The sequence below is a fragment of the Brevibacillus sp. BD137 genome (genome assembly GCF_041644655.1).
GTDB lineage: Bacteria > Bacillota > Bacilli > Brevibacillales > Brevibacillaceae > Brevibacillus > Brevibacillus brevis_D.
Genome location: NZ_JAOTNO010000024.1, coordinates 24,237 through 42,630, shown reverse-complemented (window position 1 = coordinate 42,630; position 18,394 = coordinate 24,237). Strand labels below are relative to the sequence as shown.

Annotated in this window: 15 protein-coding genes; 10 read left to right on the top strand and 5 right to left on the bottom strand. The window is 47.4% G+C overall.

Annotation, left to right across the window (positions count from 1 at the left end; all coding sequences use genetic code 11):
* Positions 1-135: 135 nt before the first annotated feature.
* From ODZ53_RS28670 to ODZ53_RS28660, 3 genes are all read right to left on the bottom strand, one after another.
* The gene (locus ODZ53_RS28670; protein WP_199927405.1) at positions 136-822 is read right to left on the bottom strand and encodes a class I SAM-dependent methyltransferase; all 687 of its coding nucleotides are present in this window, start codon (positions 820-822) and stop codon (positions 136-138) included.
* Between the two features lie 130 nt (positions 823-952).
* Positions 953-1,678: a hypothetical protein gene (locus tag ODZ53_RS28665; protein ID WP_199927406.1), complete on the bottom strand. Its 726-nt coding sequence runs from the start codon at positions 1,676-1,678 to the stop codon at positions 953-955.
* A gap of 13 nt (positions 1,679-1,691) precedes the next feature.
* On the bottom strand, positions 1,692-2,321 hold the full coding sequence (locus tag ODZ53_RS28660; RefSeq protein WP_012684569.1) for a YczE/YyaS/YitT family protein: 630 nt from the start codon (positions 2,319-2,321) through the stop codon (positions 1,692-1,694).
* Positions 2,322-2,442: 121 nt separating this feature from the next.
* Between ODZ53_RS28660 and ODZ53_RS28655 the strand changes: the two genes are divergently transcribed.
* The 3 genes from ODZ53_RS28655 to ODZ53_RS28645 all read left to right on the top strand — a co-directional run bounded on the left by ODZ53_RS28655 (position 2,443) and on the right by ODZ53_RS28645 (position 4,990).
* On the top strand, positions 2,443-3,426 hold the full coding sequence (locus ODZ53_RS28655) for a LacI family DNA-binding transcriptional regulator (protein ID WP_372681756.1): 984 nt from the start codon (positions 2,443-2,445) through the stop codon (positions 3,424-3,426).
* 82 nt (positions 3,427-3,508) lie between these two features.
* Entirely contained in the window at positions 3,509-4,378 is an 870-nt protein-coding gene (locus tag ODZ53_RS28650; RefSeq protein WP_372681754.1) for an AraC family transcriptional regulator, read from the top strand.
* A 117-nt stretch (positions 4,379-4,495) separates the two neighbouring features.
* Positions 4,496-4,990: a GNAT family N-acetyltransferase gene (locus ODZ53_RS28645; RefSeq protein ID WP_035984911.1), complete on the top strand. Its 495-nt coding sequence runs from the start codon at positions 4,496-4,498 to the stop codon at positions 4,988-4,990.
* A gap of 495 nt (positions 4,991-5,485) precedes the next feature.
* Here the strand turns inward: ODZ53_RS28645 and ODZ53_RS28640 are convergent, their stop codons facing one another.
* Positions 5,486-7,585 carry a sigma-54 interaction domain-containing protein gene (locus ODZ53_RS28640; RefSeq protein ID WP_372681752.1) on the bottom strand — a complete coding sequence of 700 codons (2,100 nt, stop codon included), beginning with the start codon at positions 7,583-7,585 and terminating at the stop codon, positions 5,486-5,488.
* Positions 7,586-7,804: 219 nt separating this feature from the next.
* Between ODZ53_RS28640 and ODZ53_RS28635 the strand changes: the two genes are divergently transcribed.
* Entirely contained in the window at positions 7,805-8,938 is a 1,134-nt protein-coding gene (locus ODZ53_RS28635) for a M20 peptidase aminoacylase family protein (protein WP_372681750.1), read from the top strand.
* A gap of 30 nt (positions 8,939-8,968) precedes the next feature.
* A complete protein-coding gene (locus ODZ53_RS28630; protein WP_234126613.1) occupies positions 8,969-10,381 on the top strand; it encodes a YfcC family protein in 1,413 nt (470 codons plus the stop codon).
* 100 nt (positions 10,382-10,481) lie between these two features.
* Here ODZ53_RS28630 and ODZ53_RS28625 read toward each other — a convergent pair whose 3' ends face one another.
* Positions 10,482-11,840, bottom strand: a complete 1,359-nt coding sequence (locus ODZ53_RS28625; protein ID WP_173606651.1) for a TrkH family potassium uptake protein — start codon at positions 11,838-11,840, stop codon at positions 10,482-10,484.
* 460 nt (positions 11,841-12,300) lie between these two features.
* On the opposite strand from ODZ53_RS28625, the gene ODZ53_RS28620 reads away from it, so the two are divergent.
* The 5 genes from ODZ53_RS28620 to ODZ53_RS28600 all read left to right on the top strand — a co-directional run bounded on the left by ODZ53_RS28620 (position 12,301) and on the right by ODZ53_RS28600 (position 18,278).
* The gene (locus tag ODZ53_RS28620) at positions 12,301-14,052 is read left to right on the top strand and encodes an ABC transporter ATP-binding protein (RefSeq protein WP_372681747.1); all 1,752 of its coding nucleotides are present in this window, start codon (positions 12,301-12,303) and stop codon (positions 14,050-14,052) included.
* A 4-nt stretch (positions 14,053-14,056) separates the two neighbouring features.
* Entirely contained in the window at positions 14,057-16,114 is a 2,058-nt protein-coding gene (locus tag ODZ53_RS28615) for an ABC transporter ATP-binding protein (RefSeq protein ID WP_372681745.1), read from the top strand.
* A 73-nt stretch (positions 16,115-16,187) separates the two neighbouring features.
* Positions 16,188-16,514 carry a DUF1904 family protein gene (locus ODZ53_RS28610; RefSeq protein ID WP_199927415.1) on the top strand — a complete coding sequence of 109 codons (327 nt, stop codon included), beginning with the start codon at positions 16,188-16,190 and terminating at the stop codon, positions 16,512-16,514.
* A 236-nt stretch (positions 16,515-16,750) separates the two neighbouring features.
* Positions 16,751-17,323, top strand: coding sequence for an RNA polymerase sigma factor (locus ODZ53_RS28605; RefSeq protein ID WP_372681742.1), 573 nt, complete (start codon positions 16,751-16,753; stop codon positions 17,321-17,323).
* Complete coding sequence (locus ODZ53_RS28600) at positions 17,304-18,278, top strand: DUF4367 domain-containing protein (RefSeq protein WP_372681740.1); 975 nt, start codon at positions 17,304-17,306, stop codon at positions 18,276-18,278. The genes ODZ53_RS28605 and ODZ53_RS28600 overlap by 20 nt, the downstream gene beginning before the upstream one ends.
* The last annotated feature ends 116 nt before the right edge of the window (positions 18,279-18,394 follow it).

The window sequence follows — 18,394 nt, the reverse complement described above, 5'->3', positions numbered from 1 at the left end:
GTGGAAGCGCGGTAACGCGTGGAGCTGACGAATACTAATCGGTCGAGGACTTATCCACACGCTTAGCAATTGATCATGCAGATCCAGTTTTCAGGGAATAAAAGAAGCCATCCTTCTCGGATGGCTTTTTTGCAATCATACCTCCAACCACCAAACTCCCGCGCATTCCGGCAAAGTCACCAGCTTTTCCGCAACGACTCTGTCCGCAAGTTCATTACCAAAGAAAAACCTTGCTTGCCGTTCTGCTTCTTCCAAGTCTGCAAATTGGTAGTCCAAGCGAATCCATTTGTGAGAGAAGCCGTATTTGTTTTCTAACAAGGAATAATACTGTGTAAGAAATTCTGGTGGATGAGGTGTTTCGTATCCGGTCCCCATCGTCTCCATGATGACGATCATGCCACCAGGACGGAGCACACGTTTCATCTCCAGAATGATCTTTTCAAGATTAAGCTCGTTGTTGGGAACTTCAGAACTGGTGAGGTAGCAAACCGTCCACCCTGCTACGATGACATCCGCAGTGTTATCGTCCGCGGGAATATTTCGATGATCCGCTACGCTGGTTTTCCAATTGGAAAGACCAGCTTGCGTCAGCTGTTGTGCATTCACTTCTAGCATAGCGGCGGAAGCATCCAGAGCAAGAATGGACTTGGCATGAGGGGCAAGCACAGAGGTGAGTCTTCCTGAGCCAGCTCCCAGATCGATCACGTCCAGTCCTTTGATAGGGGTGATTTCTTCGATGACAGCAAGCAGACTTGGTTGTCTGGAAATCATCAAATCGTACTGTTCCGCTTGCGTTTTATAAATTTGTTCGTGGTTTGGCATCGTTCATCCTCCAGTTACTTGATCGTACTGGGAAATATGGTAAAGCCTCACGCCACGTGAAGGTCAAGAGATAGAAAAAAGGATTCCGCCTCGCAGTCTTATGAGCGACAGGGGAATCCTTCTTTTTCATTTAGGAACGGACAGAAATTAAGTCTTTCGCCAGCGCTACCATCTGATCATGAAGGGTAGGGTCCAGTTGATTGCTTCCGGTGTGGTACGCGAGATGATAAAAGATTCCTTGATCATAGAACTCCATCTCGTGGGCGTTTGTGACGATCAGATTGACTGCGTGATTTTTATCATCATATTTGTAAAAGTTATACACATAAGAGCTGTTTGTCGTGATGATATGATGATAGAAAGTGATATCGTCGGTCAATGACTCAACGCGCATGACGTTCCCAAACGAATCCAGTCCAGAAGCAGATGGTTTCACATGGGCCAAGGGGTTTTCATCTGTCTCTGTCATGCGTAAGATGAAGAAGTTTTCCGTAATAGGGACTTCGTTATTCTGCGTGTATGTCAGCTGTAGCTGGTATCGTGTTTCTTTTTCGGAGCCTGGGGAGAATGAGACGAGATAGGCCATCTCTTTTTCGACAGGAAAAGGCAGCTTCGTTTTATCCATTGACCTGATACGGCTTTGGAAAGACGAAGGCAATAGCGGTGTCAATTCCTGAATACTCATCGGCTGGTAATGCGTCACGTTTTCAGGATCTTGGGTCAGTCTGTGAATTTCGCTCTGGGCAAAAACATCTCCGCCAGCTTTTACGAGACCAGTGGAAGAGGAACAACCACCAAGCAATAGAAACAGGCTCACTGCAAGCGAACACACAACTTTTGGTCGAAAATTTCTCAAGGCTTTCCTCCTATTATGCCTCCGCCCCCTTCCTTTGATTGGCGAGACGAAGCATTTTATTCCCGACGTTGATTGCTGCTTGAATAATGTAGCCAGTCGTAAACGAAAGCACGACTGTTCCGTAATAAATCGGGCCATCTAACAGGAAGCTTGCGCTAAGAAACATGCACGCCAGCAAAATTTCTGTCCGTCTGAATGTCCACTTTAATCTTTTCGACATAACCAGTACAAATGCCTCTTGGGGAGCAGTGCACACTTGCGTACACACATACAACCCGATACCGCTGCCGATGCAAATGTTTCCGAGTGCCATCGTCAGAAGCGGCGGCAATGAACGGATAGCAGCCATGAGCCCATCGATGGACCCGATCAAATCGACAAAGACGGAGATCAGAACCATGACCAAAATGGCACCGACAGAAATATAACTGCGATCCATGAAAAGAACGATGATGACAAAGGTCAGGTTAATGGCAAACATCCAGAAGCCAATTGATATCCCGAAGTTTTGATGCAGGGCAATAAACAGAGAATCATACGGGCTAAGACCAAAGGATGTAATGGTCGTCATCATGTTAATCCCGAGCGCCAAAATTAATAAGCCTACGATAAATAAGAGATGTTCAAATTTTAAGCGAATCACAAAACACGACTCCTTTCATTCTACATAAGGAGAGCATAAGATGTGGAACGCTTTTCAGAGCAAGCGGAATGTGTTTTGATGTATGTAATAAGTACTGATCCGACGTCGAGGAGTAATCTTAGTGGCTAACATAAGAGAAATCGCGAAATTGGCAGGTGTATCCGTTTCAACCGTTTCCCGTGTACTTAACAACCATCCGTACGTGAACGAGAAAAAACGCGCGGAGATTCTCAAGATTATTGAAGAACAAAATTATGTTCAAAACAGTAATGCGGTCCACCTCTCAACTGGAAAAACGATGGTCATCGGTGTGACATTGCCTCTCGTCAACAACCAATACTACAGCTCCATTATCGAAGGCATTGCAGCAGAAGCAGCCCAGCATCATTACAAGCTGATGATGTGCCAAACGAATAATAACCCCGAGCAAGAACGCAGCGTTTTACACTTGCTCAAAAATAAAAAAATCGACGGGCTTATCATGTGCTCAAGGTCCAGCTCTTGCGAAACGCTCCATGAATACGCAGGATACGGTCCTATCATTACATGTGAAGCAAATGATACCACATCTGTTTCGAGTGTTCATATCGACCACTATCAAACGTTTCTGATTGGGATGGAGTATCTGATGAAGAAGGGGCATCGCCGAATCGGGTATTGCATCGGCAGAAAAAACAGCTTTAACAGTCAACATCGCAAACGTGCCTATTACGAAAAGCTGCGTTCGATTGACGTGACACCTTCCCCTGAGTGGTCATTTGAAGAATGTTTAACGATCCAGGATGGCAAGGATGTTGTGGGGAAATTGCTGCAAACAGAAGAGCGGCCGACAGCAATGATCGTATCGTGCAATCATATAGCGGCAGGGATCATCAAAGAAGCAAGTAGATTGGGGATTCGCGTACCAGAAGACCTAGCCGTAGTCGGTTGCGATGATCAGCCAATCGGAGAATTACTAGAGATCACCACTGTATCCAGCTCCAGTACGTTGATGGGAAAATACGCTTTTGAGATGCTGTATGAGCGGATTTGGACACAGCAGCTGGATGGGAAAAAGGAAGAGAAGGAACTGTCGCCCGAATTGGTAGAGCGATTGACCACATGAGCTTGAAAGATAGCACAGTTGATCAAAAAAACGCTCGGCATCTCCCGCATACTAAAGAAAAAATAGGTGAAGGAAGTCAAAGATGGACACGTACAAGCGGATTCAGGACGCGATTGATTATGTCGAAGAGCATCTTCAGGAAGAAATGAACATCACAGATATTGCTTCCAGGGCGCATTTTTCTGCGTTTCATTTTCAACGTCTGTTTCAGGCAATCTCAGGCTTCAGTGTACAGGAGTACATTCGCAAGCGCAGACTGTCGGAAGCTGCACTGGCACTAAAACAGACAAGTGACAATGTGCTCGAAATTGCCGTGACCTATCAATACCAGTCGCAGGAAGCATTGACTCGCGCTTTCGAGAAGCAGTTCGGTATTACACCTGGAAGATATCGAAAAGAAAATCATTCGCTGCCTTATCTAGCCAAGATGGACTTTTTGGCCTTTCGCCAAACGATCAAAGGGGAGATTATGATGAACAAACCAACCATCACGACATTGGATGACATTCGTATCATTGGGCGGAGGTTCAGGACGAGCTTACAGGATGAGCAGCATTTCAAAGACATTCCGGGCTTCTATTATGAATTTGGACGCAATCAAGACTATTTGCGGATTCCGAATAAAGCGGCGGAGGATATGTCGTACGGAATCGCCTGCGAATTTGAAGATGACGGGGGCTTTTCCTTTGTGATCGGGGAGGCTGTGCATCATGTTTCTGATGAACTGTCCGAAGGCTTTATTTCGGTCGTCTTGCCTAGCGGAAAATACGCGGAATTCAAAGTGACGGGTGATGCCGACCTTGTGCAAAATACACGTCGGTACATTTACGGAACGTGGTTACCTCAATCGAATTATGAGAGAGGCGAAGGACCGGATTTTGAAGTGACAGATGTCAGGGGTTCACGCTTTCCTGAGGCGATGAGAGTATCTATTTACATCCCGCTTCTATAGGTATTTGTTCAGCCGAAGGCAATGAATTTTACAGTACTTTCACACGCCATCCATTCCAGCTTTATACCCGTTTGCTACAGTGTAAATGTAAGAGCGAATGTACAGGAGGCGGGTAGGGTGGAAGTGCAGATTGAGCGCGTCGTAAGAGATGATTTTGCTGAAATGATTACGTTGGCAGATATGACATTACCCGATCGAATGAACTTGCATGAGCTGAAAAAGTATATGGAGCTGTTTCCTGAGCTGATTTTCAAGGCGACCTACAACGGCCAGCTCATCGGTTTTAGCTGCGCCGGCATTGATATGTATCAGACGACTGGCTGGCTTCTGTTCAGCAATGTGAGCAAGGAGTTTCAAGGTCAAGGCATCGGCAAGCGGCTAATCGAAGCCAGACTGCAAGCCCTGCGCCAGTTTCCAACACTTCGCACCGTGCAGGTTACGGTGAGTGAAACGAACGCATCCTCTATTCGCGCGCTGTCTGCCTATGGCTTCCGTCTGGCACATGCTGAGCAGGATTACTACGGGCCGGGCAAGCATCGGAATTTGATGGAGCTGCCTATTTTGCCTATGATTCAACCAGAAAAAATAGAGTCGTCCATCGTGACTACCTAGGTAAAAGTACTAAAGCGGAGGAGCTAAAGCCTGCCGCTTTTTTTATATGCAAGTATCGATGCTGTAGTGGAGGGAAGAAGTGCATTTCCAGTCTACGCTTCGGCCTACGCCCCGCGATGGGGATTGACCGTCCGCTCCGAAATGAATAGCGGGAGCGCTTCAAACGTTGAAGTTTCGAGGAAGTATCTCATAAGTGAAGCTGAAATTCCCCTCTATTCATTTCTACGCTGGGGAGGGCTCCAGAGGCGCTTGGACTGGAAATGCACTTCTTCCTACGTGGCTTTGGTCAACATCTTGAGAGTGTTTCAAGAAGTGTAGTAAGTAAGCTACTTTGCACTGACTTTCAAAACGACTTAAAGAATGAATAATAACATTGCTATAAAGAAGCCCTGCCACATGCTTGGAAGGAGACCGCCCGAACGAAGAGAGGATATAGGCGACTGGAAAACATGTGGCAGGGCTTCGGGCTCCACATCTGTTGGAAGACAACTATAATTATCCCTTCGTAGCAATCAGCAAAGCCTCCAACACCTGCTGCCCAAACGCAGTAATCTGAGTCCCTTGCTTCTTGACCCCGATGGAGACACACCCAGCGCGGTCCAGCATGGTCAGCTTGTGCCTGATTTGGGCTTCAGTCATGGAGGGGCCACCGTTCATTCTTGCGAGCAGGGCACTGCGTCCAGTACGCTCCTGACGCTTGTAGCAATCGGACAGTACTTGCAGGAGTGCTGTGTAATCTACCAAGGAGCCTTGCCTGGACAAATACCGGATTGTATCCTCCAACGTATCATCCCCGTGAGAGAGAAGTGGTGAAGTAGAGACATGCGCCGCAAAAAAACGCTCCGGCAAATGAGCCAGCTCCACCTGATTCCCCTCTGCGATAACGACTGCATAGTGAATGAAATTTTCCAGCTCGCGAATATTGCCTGGCCAATCGTAACGGAGTAGTTGTTCCGTTACTTCTCGGGAGAAGGACAGACGCTGCTTTTTTTTCTGCAAAAAATAATTGATCAGCACCAAAATATCGTCTGGACGATCACGCAGGGGCTGGATGTGTAACGGCAGGACATTCAGTCTGTAGTACAAATCCTCGCGAAACGTCCCTTTTTTGACCATTTCCATCAAGTTGCAATTGGTAGCCGCGATGACGCGGACATTGACTGGAATGACGCGATAGCCCCCTACACGCATGACCTGCTTTTCTTGGAGAACGCGAAGCAGTGCCGCTTGGATGCTGAGTGGGGCATCCCCAATCTCGTCCAGAAAAATGGTCCCGTTGTGAGCCAGCTCGAATAGCCCCATCTTTCCGCCTTTTCGTGCCCCTGTAAAAGAACCTTCCTCGTACCCGAACAACTCGCTCTCTACCAAGCTCTCGGTCAGCCCTGCAAAGTTGACGGGGACGAACGGACCGTCACGACGCGTCGAGTGGTGATGGATGGCTTGGGCAAAAACTTCCTTCCCCGTTCCGTTTTCTCCTGTAATAAGAATCGTAAAGTCGCTTTCGGCCAGTTTGGTCGCCACACGCTTGTTAGCCTGAATGGACGTGCTTTTGCCGATGATATTGTCAAACGTATACTTGGTCATCAGTCCGAGATTGGCACTCTTCGTCCGTATTTCCTGTTCGATCTGTTGTACCTTCGTCACGTCCTGAAAGGTAATGACTGCCCCAAGAAACTGATCATCCAAGAACGTGGGAATCTTGGTAACCAAGAGGTACAAATCGCGGAACTCCAATACCTGCTTCGTTACTTCTGTGTGTGACTCGACAACCTCCAGAATATGAAATTCGGGAATGACCACTGCTATATTTCGCCCAATGCAAGTTGCTTCAGTCATATGCAAAATTTTCTCCGCTTCTTTGTTTAGCACAGTAATATTCCCTGTGGCATCTGTGCCAATGATGCCTTCATGAACAGCATTTAAAATGGAGCTCAGCTTTTCATTCAGCTTCCGCTCATTATGTACCGAATTGGTCAGCTTGCGCCCGATATGGACGAAATCACTGATGAAGTCAGCCGTATACAGGTTTGCCTTATCTGGAGACAGATCAAGCAGGCGCGAAATATCAAAGATCGTCGTCAAATCCAAAGGGCGGTGCCCCAATTCAATGACGTTTTCAAAATGAGTAGGAATCAGCTCTCTGAGTCCATGACAGACAGCGACATCTATTTGATCTTTTTCAGGAAGCGGAGTTTCGGTATCGGGTACGTACGGTATAAAAGTCAGATGAGAGAATCCGAGATGAAACAATAGCTCAATCGCGCCGTCTACCATTTCGATGGAGTTGGAAACAAATAGACAGCGCGTTCCTGGAGGTAAATCCATGAGTTGATCCAACTTGTTAATGTCAATCGTGCGCCTTGCTAGCAGCACGGGGATGTCTGACGGAAGAGCTGGCTGATCGTGCAAGAGACTGGTGTCCGAAACGAGAATGAGGTCAACTGCATCGTACACACTCGGGTGAAGCCGTTCTTGCATATGGTTTCGAATGATGTTCAAGCGGTTGCCGAAAAAAGACGTGAGCGTGTTTGCAAACACCAAGCTGATCGTCTCCAGCCGGGTCATCAACAAGATGCATGGGTTGTGTTTTATCATGATGCGACTCCTTTATATTTGCCGAATAGCTTTTAGATTTGGGTGAAAATATTGGAGCAGATATCTATTAAAAACAACCTATATTATAACCTAAAAAAACCAGGATTGTTCAGAAATGCTTAACTTTTATAACAATATGCTTTTGGCACAAATCTTGCTATACATCCGGTAGAGCTAAACGAGATACTAGAGAAGACATCAAGGAGGAGGATGTATCGGATGAATCCGTTCTTATACTTGGACGAGCATCGCGACGAAATAGTGCGAACATACAAAGATTTGCATCAATTGGCGGAGCCGAGCTGGCACGAAGAGAAAACGGCGAGATATTTGCGGGAACGCTTGGAGGCGGCTGGTATTGCCGTCACACGCTTCGAGGGGCACCACGGCTTCTATGCGGAGATTCCTGGAGAGAGTGCTGAAATTGTTGCTTTGCGCGCGGATATGGATGCACTCGTGCAGGAAGTGGACGGTGTAGTGAGAGCAAATCATTCATGCGGACACGATGCTCACTCGACACTGGCTCTCTACAGCGCTCTAGCTATTCAAGCAAGCGGAGTGGTACCGCCAAAAACGATGCGCTTTCTTTTCCAGCCTGCTGAAGAGAAGATGGGTGGAGCCTTGCAGATGATGAAGGATGGCGCCCTGGAAGGCGTGACAAAGCTGATCGGCGTCCATCTGCGCCCGGAAATGGAAGTCCCGTATGGCAGCGCTGCTCCGGCGATTTTGCATGGATCGTCTAGCTCTCTCAGAGGGACGATTACAGGTCTGCAAGCACACGGAGCACGTCCGGCGCTCGGAAAAAATGTCATCGAAGCCGCTTCGTTTTTGGTTCAGGCGTTGCAAAACATTCGTCTGGAAGACGGGTGCTCTTTTTCCGTGAAGATGACCCAATTGCAGGCAGGGGGAGAAACGGTGAACGTCATCCCTGATCGAGCGAACTTTAGCCTCGATGTACGTGCACAGTCCAATGAAGGAATGGCAGAATTGCGGAGAAAAACCGAGCATGCCATGGCTCAGACAGGGGCTTTGATGGGCATGGATGTGGAGTGGGAATGGTCGGGAGTCACACCGGCTGCGGTCGCCAATGCGAACATGATCCAAGTAGCCAAAAAGGCAATTGGGCAAGTGTTGGGTGAGGACAAAATTGCCGATATATGTGTGACACCGGGTGGAGAGGACTTCCATTTTTACGCGATTCACCGCCCTGAGCTTGCTACCACGATGATTGGTTTGGGGTGTGGTCTCACACCTGTTTTGCATCATCCACAGATGACCTTTCAGACAGATGCCTTGATTTATGGGGCAAAAATCATGACAGCTGCGATTTATGAAGCAGCCCAACATTCTTAGAGAACCGCTACACACGCAGGGGGTTACCTTATGACAGAGAGCAAGCAACTAAAAAAGAAAAGCTTATTTCGGCTAGACGCCTATGTCCTTTTGTTTTGCATCTTACTTCTATGTGCATTGGCTACCTATGTGGTCCCGACAGGAGAATTTGACCGTGTAAAAAACGGCAATGTGACGACGGTTGTACCGGGTAGCTATCATGCGGTCGAGCCGAATCCTACGGGCTTTATCGAGTTTTTTACCGCGATCCAGACAGGGATGGTTAAAGGCGCGCCGATCATCTTCCTCGTTTTGTTCACAGGCGGTGCTTTAGCTGTTTTGGATAAGACAGGTGCACTCAACGCAGCGATTCTGACCATGGTCCGAAAATTGGGAAATAGAGAGTGGCTACTGGTTATTTTGATTACTTCCGTCTTTTCCATTTTGGGTACGTTGGGTGTCATCGTCAACTCCGTCATTGCTTTCGTTCCGCTCGGCATCATGATTGCGAGAGCGATGAAAATGGATGCGATCTTTGGTGTGGCTCTGATTTATCTGGGTGTGTATGCCGGATTCAATACGACAATTGCTTTTCCAGGAACGCTGGGCTTGTCCCAACAAATTGCGGAGCTGCCGCTGTTTTCAGGTATCGGCTACCGCACCATCATTTATGCTACGTTTGTGATCGTAACCATTCTGTACATCGGGCGTTACGCGCGGAAGGTTCGTCAAAACAAGAGTATCTTGGGGGACGAGCTCTTTCCTTCTGATAGTGGTTCAACTACGATGGAAGTAGACACGAAAAATGTTGATTTTACTACCCGTCACAAATTGATCTTGGCGTTTACAGGGATCGTTCTGATTGGTTTTATCGTCTGCACGATCTTGTTCAAATGGGACGTAAACGAGATGGCCGGAATCTTTATTTTTATTGCGATCGGCGTAGGCTTGCTTAACAAGATGAGTGGCAACGATATCGCTAAAACGTTCTTGAAAGGCTGTCAGGGACTGATTTATGGGGCTTTGATTGTCGGTATGGCACGTGCGATCACGGTCATTTTGGAAGATGGAAAGTTCCTCGATACCATCGTGTACGGGCTTGCTACCATCCTGGAGCCGCTCTCGCCGATGGCAGGGGCGATTGGGATGTTCCTCGGAAGCGCCGGACTGCACTTCTTGATTTCGTCCGGATCAGGTGAAGCCGTTATGCTGATGCCTCTGCTGGCACCATTGGCTGACCTGATGGGCATTACGCGTCAGGTCGCAGTAGAGGCTCTGATGCTCGGAGAAGGTGTGGTTAACTGCATTAACCCAACCTCAGGTGTTCTGATGAGTATTTTGGCGATGAGTGGCATTTCCTACGGCAAGTGGCTGAAGTTCATGCTTCCGCTCACAGCAGTATGGACAGTTCTCTCCATCGTGTTTATCGTGATCGGGGTATTAATTAACTGGGGCCCGTATTAATTCTACATGCGATGACAAGGAAGGCCTGTTCTCTGCAAGCTTTCTGATTCTAGAAAAAAATCCCCCAACGGCTACATAGCTTTGGGGGATTTCCTTTCCTCTATTGACCAATGATGATGCGTTCTTTCGGATAATGGTAGCGTACGATTCGGTCATTGCGCTTCAAGAAGAGGAGCAAATTGATAATCCCGATACGTCCGATCATCATCGTAATAATCAGGATGAGCTTGCCGCCTATGCCCATCTGAGCCGTAATCCCGGTAGACAATCCGGTCGTACCGAAAGCAGAGCAGACCTCGAACAAGACGTACTGGAAAGGTAAATCCTCCAGCCAGACGAGCAGCATGACCGCTGTGAACACCAGGATGATTGCGATGAAAAAGACACTAAAGGAGCGTTGAATGTCCTCATCAACCAGCTCTCTTCCGAACACCTTTACATCCTTGTAGCCACGCATGTTGGCAAAAACAGAGGCAATCAGGACGAAGAACGTCGTGGTCCGTATCCCCCCACCCACGCTGCTCGGCGAGGCGCCAATGAACATCATCCCAGAGAGCATGATGAGTGTTGTGGTCGACAAGAGGCTGATATCCATCGTAGCCAAGCCGCCGCTTCGCGAGGAGACGGAGTGAAACAATGAATAGAACAGCATTTCATGCCAAGACTTATCGACCAAAAAGTGATTTCGTTCAAAAACGAAAATGAGCAGGGCGCCAATGGCGATCAAGGAAAAGAACGTCAGTGTCGTGATCTTGGTGAAGAGGGAAAAGGTGAAACGCACTTTTGCGCGGCGATAAGAAAAGTACGTTCTCAGCTCCACGAGGACGGGAAAACCGATCGCTCCACAAATAATCAAGATCATCACGATAGTCTGAAACACGTAATCGTGGGTAAAGTCGAGCATAGAGTTTCCGTGCAGGTCAAACCCGGCATTCGTAAAAGCACTGACAGATGCAAAGTAACCGTGGTAAAACGCGGTGTACCAATCGTCGTAGTAGCCGGCGTAAATAAAATGACTACCTAACAGGATGGTCCCCACCAGCTCGATCATGAGCGCAATCACGAGAATATTGCGCATCAGGTCGACCAGACCAGACAGCGTGGAGCGGTTGTGGTCTGTTGCGATCCAGATGCGCTGTTCCAGGCCGATTTTTTGACCCATGAGGATCCAAATGAACGTACCGAGTGTCATGATTCCAACCCCGCCAACCTGGAAGAGCAACGTAAGAAACAAAATCCCCCACTGGTTGAAAACCTCATGAATCGTAATGACAGTCAGCCCGGTAACGCTGATAGCACTCGCCGCAGTAAACAAAGAGTCAATAAAAGAAAGAGAGACTCCCGGCAAGTGAAAAAACGGCAATGACAGAAGAAACGCTGAGATCAGGATGAGCCCAACGTAGGCGAACACGATGATTTGAACAGATGTCAATCGACGCTTTTGATTGGATGATAACAAAATAAATGGCCTCCTGAATAAGCTTCATGAGGATAATCATACCAAAAAAAGTTCACAAGCAAAAATACAAAAGATACGTTTACCCATTGTTCATGAGCCGAATCAATGCTGACAGAATTTTGCCTGCGGTATTTTCGCGGTTGACAATGTATCTGTAATAATGATAAAGTTCAGAATGTATTTATTGGAAATTCAAAATATTAATGGAAAGGTGGGCTAGTCATGAAAAGAATTGTACGCATGGGTCATTCAAACAAGGGCATACATGACGTAACCCCACCATTGATACGAGCGTAGTATCGTTTTTTTGATCTCGTTAACATGGCGTAGGTTACATTTTTCGTAACTTGCGCCTTTTCTATTTTTGTTGAGGAAAAGGCATGTTGCTCATGGGCGATATGTCTTTTTTTGGCCTCTTTAAAAGGTCACCCAGCCGGGTAAAGAGAGGGGAGAAATACGGATGTTCTCGGTTTTAGCAAAGCTTGATTGGTTTTTCAAGGAGCATTGGAAACGGTATACGGTCGCTATTCTGCTATTGATTCTGGGCGGCTTATTGGAGATTATCCCTCCAAAAATCATCGGGGTGGCTATTGATGAGATTCACCTGGGGACGCTGACTGGCGAGCGGCTAGTATCCATCTTGCTGTTTTTCGGTGTATTGTCTGTCGCGATTTATTGGGTCAATTTTATCTGGATTCGCCAGTTGTTTGGGGGAGCGTTTCTTGCGGAGCGGACGTTACGGTCGAAGCTCATGACACATTTTTTGCGGATGACGCCAACGTTTTATCAGCGCAATCGTACCGGTGATCTGATGGCACGAGCGACAAATGACCTAAAGGCTGTCTCGATGACGACAGGCTTCGGAATTTTGACGATGGTGGATTCGTTATCCTTTACAGGGGCAATTGTGCTGACGATGGGCTTCTTGATCAGTTGGAAGCTGACCTTAGCGGCGATCCTTCCATTGCCGTTCATGGCCTATATCATTAAGCAGTATGGGAAAAAAATTCACGAGCGATTTTCTACCGCTCAAACCTCGTTCGGTGAGCTAAACGACCGCGTGTTGGAATCCGTCTCTGGGGTTCGCGTGATTCGAGCTTACGTACAGGAGATGGCGGATCAGGAGCGCTTTCGCCAAAAAACACATGAAGTGTATCAAAAAAATATCGATGTAGCGAGAATCGATTCGTTGATTGAGCCGACCGTCAAAATATTGGTGGGGATCAGTTATATGATCGGCTTGATCTACGGTGGCTACCTCGTGTTCCAAAGAGAACTGACCTTGGGAGAGCTCGTCTCGTTCAACGTCTATCTCGGGATGCTCATTTGGCCGATGTTTGCGATTGGCGAATTGATTAATGTGATGCAAAGAGGAAGTGCCTCGCTGGATCGGGTCAATGAAACCTTGGCGTACGAAGCCGATGTGACGGATCACGACAGACCGGTTCGTGTGGCAGTACCAGAAGTCATTCGGTTCGATTCCGTGACATTCCGCTATCCATCAGCGCAGGTTGACCAACTAGTGGATGTCTCCTTTACCCTTGGGCGGGGTCAGACGCTAGGAATCGTCGGGCGTACGGGAAGCGGGAAATCCACGTTGGTTCGACAGCTACTTCGCGAATATCCGGTAGGACGGGGAGCCATTAGTATTTCGGGAGAGGCGCTAGAACAGATCAGCCTGGATAACATCAAGAGCTGGATCGGCTATGTACCGCAGGAGCAGATTCTGTTCTCGAAGTCAGTCCGCGAAAACATCCTGTTCGGGAACAACGAGGCAACAGAAGAACAATTACAGGAAGTGTTGAAGCAGGCCGCATTTGCTCGGGATGTTCAGCTATTGCCTGAAGGCTTGCAAACGCTTGTTGGTGAAAAAGGTGTAGCCCTTTCAGGTGGGCAAAAACAGCGGGTTTCGATTGCTCGGGCTCTGTTGGTCAATCCGGAAATTTTGATTCTCGACGATGCCATGTCGGCGGTGGATGGCAAAACCGAGGCGGAGATGATCACAAATATTCGCCGGGAGCGTGCAGGCAAAACAACACTGATCACCACACATCGCTTATCGGCGGTCCAGCATGCAGATTGGATTCTCGTCATAGACGAAGGACGAATCGTCGAGGAAGGTACACATGCACAGCTATTGGAGCTGGGCGGTTGGTATAAAGAACAATTCGAGAAACAGCAGATTGAAGCGACGCTGACAGAAAGCGGGTGAATGAATGACGACAGGGAAAAGGCTAGTCCATTATGCATCCATTTTTAAAAAGACGATCCTCTTGGCGGTATTGATGCTGTCCATCTCGGTTGGGGCAGAACTGACGGGACCGTTTTTGGCGAAAAAAATGATCGATACGCACATCATGGGCATTGAATTCCCTTGGTATGAGACGGCACAGCGTGAGAATTCCGTGTTCTACAAAGGGAAGTATTACACCAGACAGGATCACTTGGTAGCTGGTGAGAGCACAGGTGGGGAAGTTCGTGTTCTGCAGGTGGGGCGCGACTATTATTTCTTGAATCAGGCGATTTCGTACGATGGGCAGCGCTCCGTTGAGGATGGGAAGCTCGTCATTGTCAAAGGTGCGGATCGAGCGGAGTACCAGGCCACTCTCTTAAGCAATCAGGAGATATTTGAATTTTTCCGGCCAGAGACAAGCGGCTTGCTCACACTGGCTGCTCTCTATTTCGGATTACTAGTAGTTGCCTCACTTTTCCACTATGGGCAAAAATTTTTATGGCAAAAATCAGCGAATCAGGTCATTGAGAGACTGCGTATTGACGTGTTCGCTCATATCCAACGATTGCCTATTCACTATTTCGATCATCTCCCTGCTGGTAAGGTGGTTGCTCGTGTCACAAACGATACGGAGGCGATCCGTGAGCTGTTTACGAATGTGCTCGGCAACTTTATTACGAGCGGGATTTATTTAATCGGTATTTTCGCAGCGCTGTTCTTGCTTGATATACGACTCGCGCTCGTTTGTCTGGTCATTTTGCCAATCATGGTGGTGTGGATTTACTTGTACCGCAAGTACGCCTCTGGATTCAACCATGTCATTCGGGCACGCATCAGTGACATCAACGGGATGATTAACGAGTCGATCCAAGGGATGCCGATCATTCAGGCGTTTCGCAGGGAAAAGGAAACGATGCGGGAATTCGGCGAGCTGAACGAAGAGTTGTTCACCTACCAAAATAAAATGCTGCGGCTCAATGCGACAGCTTCGTTTAACCTGGTTCAGTTCATCCGTAATATCGCATTTGTTTTGTTCATCTGGTATTTCGGAGGAGCGTCCCTCGGGATAGGTACACTGCTCTCACTTGGTGTCCTCTACGCATTCGTCGATTATTTGAATCGCTTGTTCCAGCCGATGACACAGATCGTCAACCAATTGGCGAACCTGGAGCAATCCCTCGTTGCGGCGTCGCGTGTGTTTGAACTGCTGGATGAAGAGGGCGTAGACGTTGATCCAGCAAAGGTTCCGTGCTATCAGGGGAATGTTCGCTTCGACGATGTTTCCTTTGCCTACAAAGACGACCAATTCGTGCTGAAAAACATTTCGTTCGAAGCTTGGCCTGGAGAGACAGTGGCACTGGTTGGTCACACGGGTTCGGGAAAAAGCTCGATTATCAATCTGTTACTCCGTTTCTATGATGTAAACAGAGGAGCGATTATGATTGATGGGCGCAATGTGCAGTCGTTTTCCAAACAGCAGCTTCGTCAGCATATGGCTATTGTTTTGCAGGACCCGTTTTTGTTTACAGGAACGATTCGTTCCAATGTGAGTCTGGATGATCCGTCAATTTCGCCGGAAAAAGTGGAGAAGGCATTGTGTGATGTAGGGGCAGACCAACTGTTCCGCAGTCTTCCGAAAGGATTCGATGAACCCGTTATCGAGAAGGGAAGCACGCTTTCGCTCGGACAGCGTCAGTTAATTTCGTTTGCGCGTGCTCTCGCGTTTGACCCGGCTATCCTCATTCTGGATGAAGCGACTGCCAGCATCGACACGGAAACAGAGGGCATTATTCAGAATGCGCTTGAGGTGTTGAAAAAAGGGAGAACGACCTTCATCATTGCTCATCGCCTGTCTACGATCAAAAATGCAGATCAAATTCTCGTACTGGATCGAGGGAGAATTGTAGAGCGAGGAAAGCATGAAGACTTGATGGAGAAGCAAGGCAGGTACTATCAGATGTATCAATTGCAGCAAGGGAACAAAGAAGTGCGGGTGCAAGAGGCAGTAGGTAAGCATGGAAGCGCCGCAGCCCTGACCTAGTTTTTTCTACTCTTTTTGCCTCTTGAACGGTAAGATAGAGCATAGAAGTATGGACTTTTCAGGGGGGATCATCATGCCACACCTTATCGTTAGAGGCATTCAAGCTGAACAAATGGCTACGATTAGCGAACCGCTTGCAGTGGAGCTTGCTTCACTCTGCCAATGCGGTACAGACAATTTCACAATCGAATGCTTGCATACAACAGGCGTTTTTGGCGGGAAGATCGTGGAGTCGTTTCCTTTTATTGAAGTAGCATGGTTTGAGCGGGGGCAAGAGGTTCGTGACCAGTTTGCCCAGATTGTAACCAAGCATGTCTTATCTCTTGGCATCCCAGAAGTGGAAATGGCATTTGTCGCTTATCAAAAAGAAAGCTATTATGCCAACGGAGAGCATTTCTAAGAGAAGCCGACAGGTGCTGTCGATTTCCCGGGAAAGAATCAAGACATTCGACAAGCGTACAGACAAACAAATGAATACAAGCATGGAATAAGGGTGTTCCTTCCTGTAGTACGCGGTTTTTCGTACGAGACGGGTGGAACACCTTTTTCATTTTATTTGCAGAACCAAAAATTTCTAAAATAGGTGTCACAAACAAAAGATACCAGTTGTTATTCATAATGAGAGGAGGGCAAACCGTGGAAAAAACAGAGATAGAGCGCCTGCTGATCGAAATAAAAGCGGGTTCTCTTGAGCAATACGAACTCATTATCGATCACTATCAACAACCGATCTTTACATACTGCTATCACATGCTCGGTCATCGCCAAGATGCGGAAGACGCTGTCCAGGAAGTCCTGTTTCGTGCCTACGAGCATCTTGACCAGTATACGTACTCACTGTCATTTTCCGCATGGCTGTACCGGATCGCTTACAACCATTGTGCGAATGTGCTAAAGCGCAGGAAATTAAGCCGCGTGTTGCCCTTTTTGTACAATCGTGATCAGGATGGACGCAATTATGTTGAGGAGAGCATCGACAGCAATTATTTGGGGGAGCCAATCGAACGCATCTGGAAACGACTGTCCGCCGAAGAACGCACACTTATTTTCCTGCGTGTGCTAGAGGAAAGAGAGTACGAGGAAATCGCGGAGCTGATGGACAAAAAGCCAGTAGCCTTGCGCAAACAATTTGAACGCGTTTTGAAAAAGTGCAAACGTTATTTGCCAACGATGGGAGGGGTGGCCGCTAATGGACAGAAATCCGTTTAATAGGATGCAAGACATGCTGAGAGCGAAGCCAATCCCGAAAGTCGATGTCAAACATAAAGTCATGGCAGCAATTCGTGCCAAGGAAAACAAGGAGGAAAAAGTCGTGAAAAAGAAAATTGGCTTGTTAGTCACAGTAGGTATGTTGGTAGGAGCGTCTTCCGTATGGGCGGGGATGGAAATGATCCAGTTGAAAAATGAGAATGGCGAAGTAGTGCTAAAGCTTAAACAAATGAGTATGCAAGAACAGCAACAAAATATGCAACAGCTACCCACTGACATAAAGGATCAGATCAAGAGTCGAAATGCAGAGATTTTTAAACAGTTGGATACGGGAGAACAAATCGTCAATGAATTAAAACCTGGCGAAGCGGTTGCCATTTATTGGCCGCTGACAAAACTTCAGTTGGAATCAAATCCAAACAGTACTCCGTTCGTAGATGTACGATCCAAGCCTTTTACCTATACAACGTGGAAGGACATGGAACAAAAGGTTGGCCATCTGTTCAAGGTGCCGGCAGAGATGGGGACGGATTTCAAGTTTGTAGCAGGTGAAGCGATCTATCTCCCAATTGACAAGTATGATGAGAAAGCGATGAAAGAGGAACAAGAAAGAACGCAAAAAGAATACGTGGTACAAACAATTCCATTATCAGACAAGCTTCGTAATGCAGAGATTGAGTACAAGAGCCAAAAAGGCAGTGCTTTCTTAGAAGTCTCCATTCTGGATGAAAAGAATAAAAGTGGAGGTACACTTGCGGAGAATTTGGAGAAAGTCATGATTGGCGACAATGAAGCCGTGTACTCCACTTTCGCACCTGAAAATGGGGGCACCATTCACTCTTTGGAATGGGTGAAAAATGGTACAAAGGTGAACTATAACCTGAGAGCCAAGATGAGTGTGAGTACGGAAGAGGAGTTGCTGAAAATGGCGGAACAAATCAATCAAGCGAAATAATGAGAAATTCCCTCATCGTGGGTGAACCAAGCCGCAATATTCCGTTCGTGCTAGTGAGGAAGTGGCATCCAAAGACGAGTTGATCAAAATCGCCGAGCAAATCAAAGAAACGAAAT

Coding starts and splice junctions, on each gene's coding strand:
- ODZ53_RS28615 (WP_372681745.1), top strand. CDS start 14,057: ATGACGACAGGGAAAAGGCTAGTCCATTATGCATCCATTTTTAAAAAG.
- ODZ53_RS28635 (WP_372681750.1), top strand. CDS start 7,805: ATGAATCCGTTCTTATACTTGGACGAGCATCGCGACGAAATAGTGCGA.
- ODZ53_RS28600 (WP_372681740.1), top strand. CDS start 17,304: ATGGACAGAAATCCGTTTAATAGGATGCAAGACATGCTGAGAGCGAAG.
- ODZ53_RS28640 (WP_372681752.1), bottom strand. CDS start 7,585: ATGATAAAACACAACCCATGCATCTTGTTGATGACCCGGCTGGAGACG.
- ODZ53_RS28670 (WP_199927405.1), bottom strand. CDS start 822: ATGCCAAACCACGAACAAATTTATAAAACGCAAGCGGAACAGTACGAT.
- ODZ53_RS28630 (WP_234126613.1), top strand. CDS start 8,969: ATGACAGAGAGCAAGCAACTAAAAAAGAAAAGCTTATTTCGGCTAGAC.
- ODZ53_RS28650 (WP_372681754.1), top strand. CDS start 3,509: ATGGACACGTACAAGCGGATTCAGGACGCGATTGATTATGTCGAAGAG.
- ODZ53_RS28620 (WP_372681747.1), top strand. CDS start 12,301: ATGTTCTCGGTTTTAGCAAAGCTTGATTGGTTTTTCAAGGAGCATTGG.
- ODZ53_RS28610 (WP_199927415.1), top strand. CDS start 16,188: ATGCCACACCTTATCGTTAGAGGCATTCAAGCTGAACAAATGGCTACG.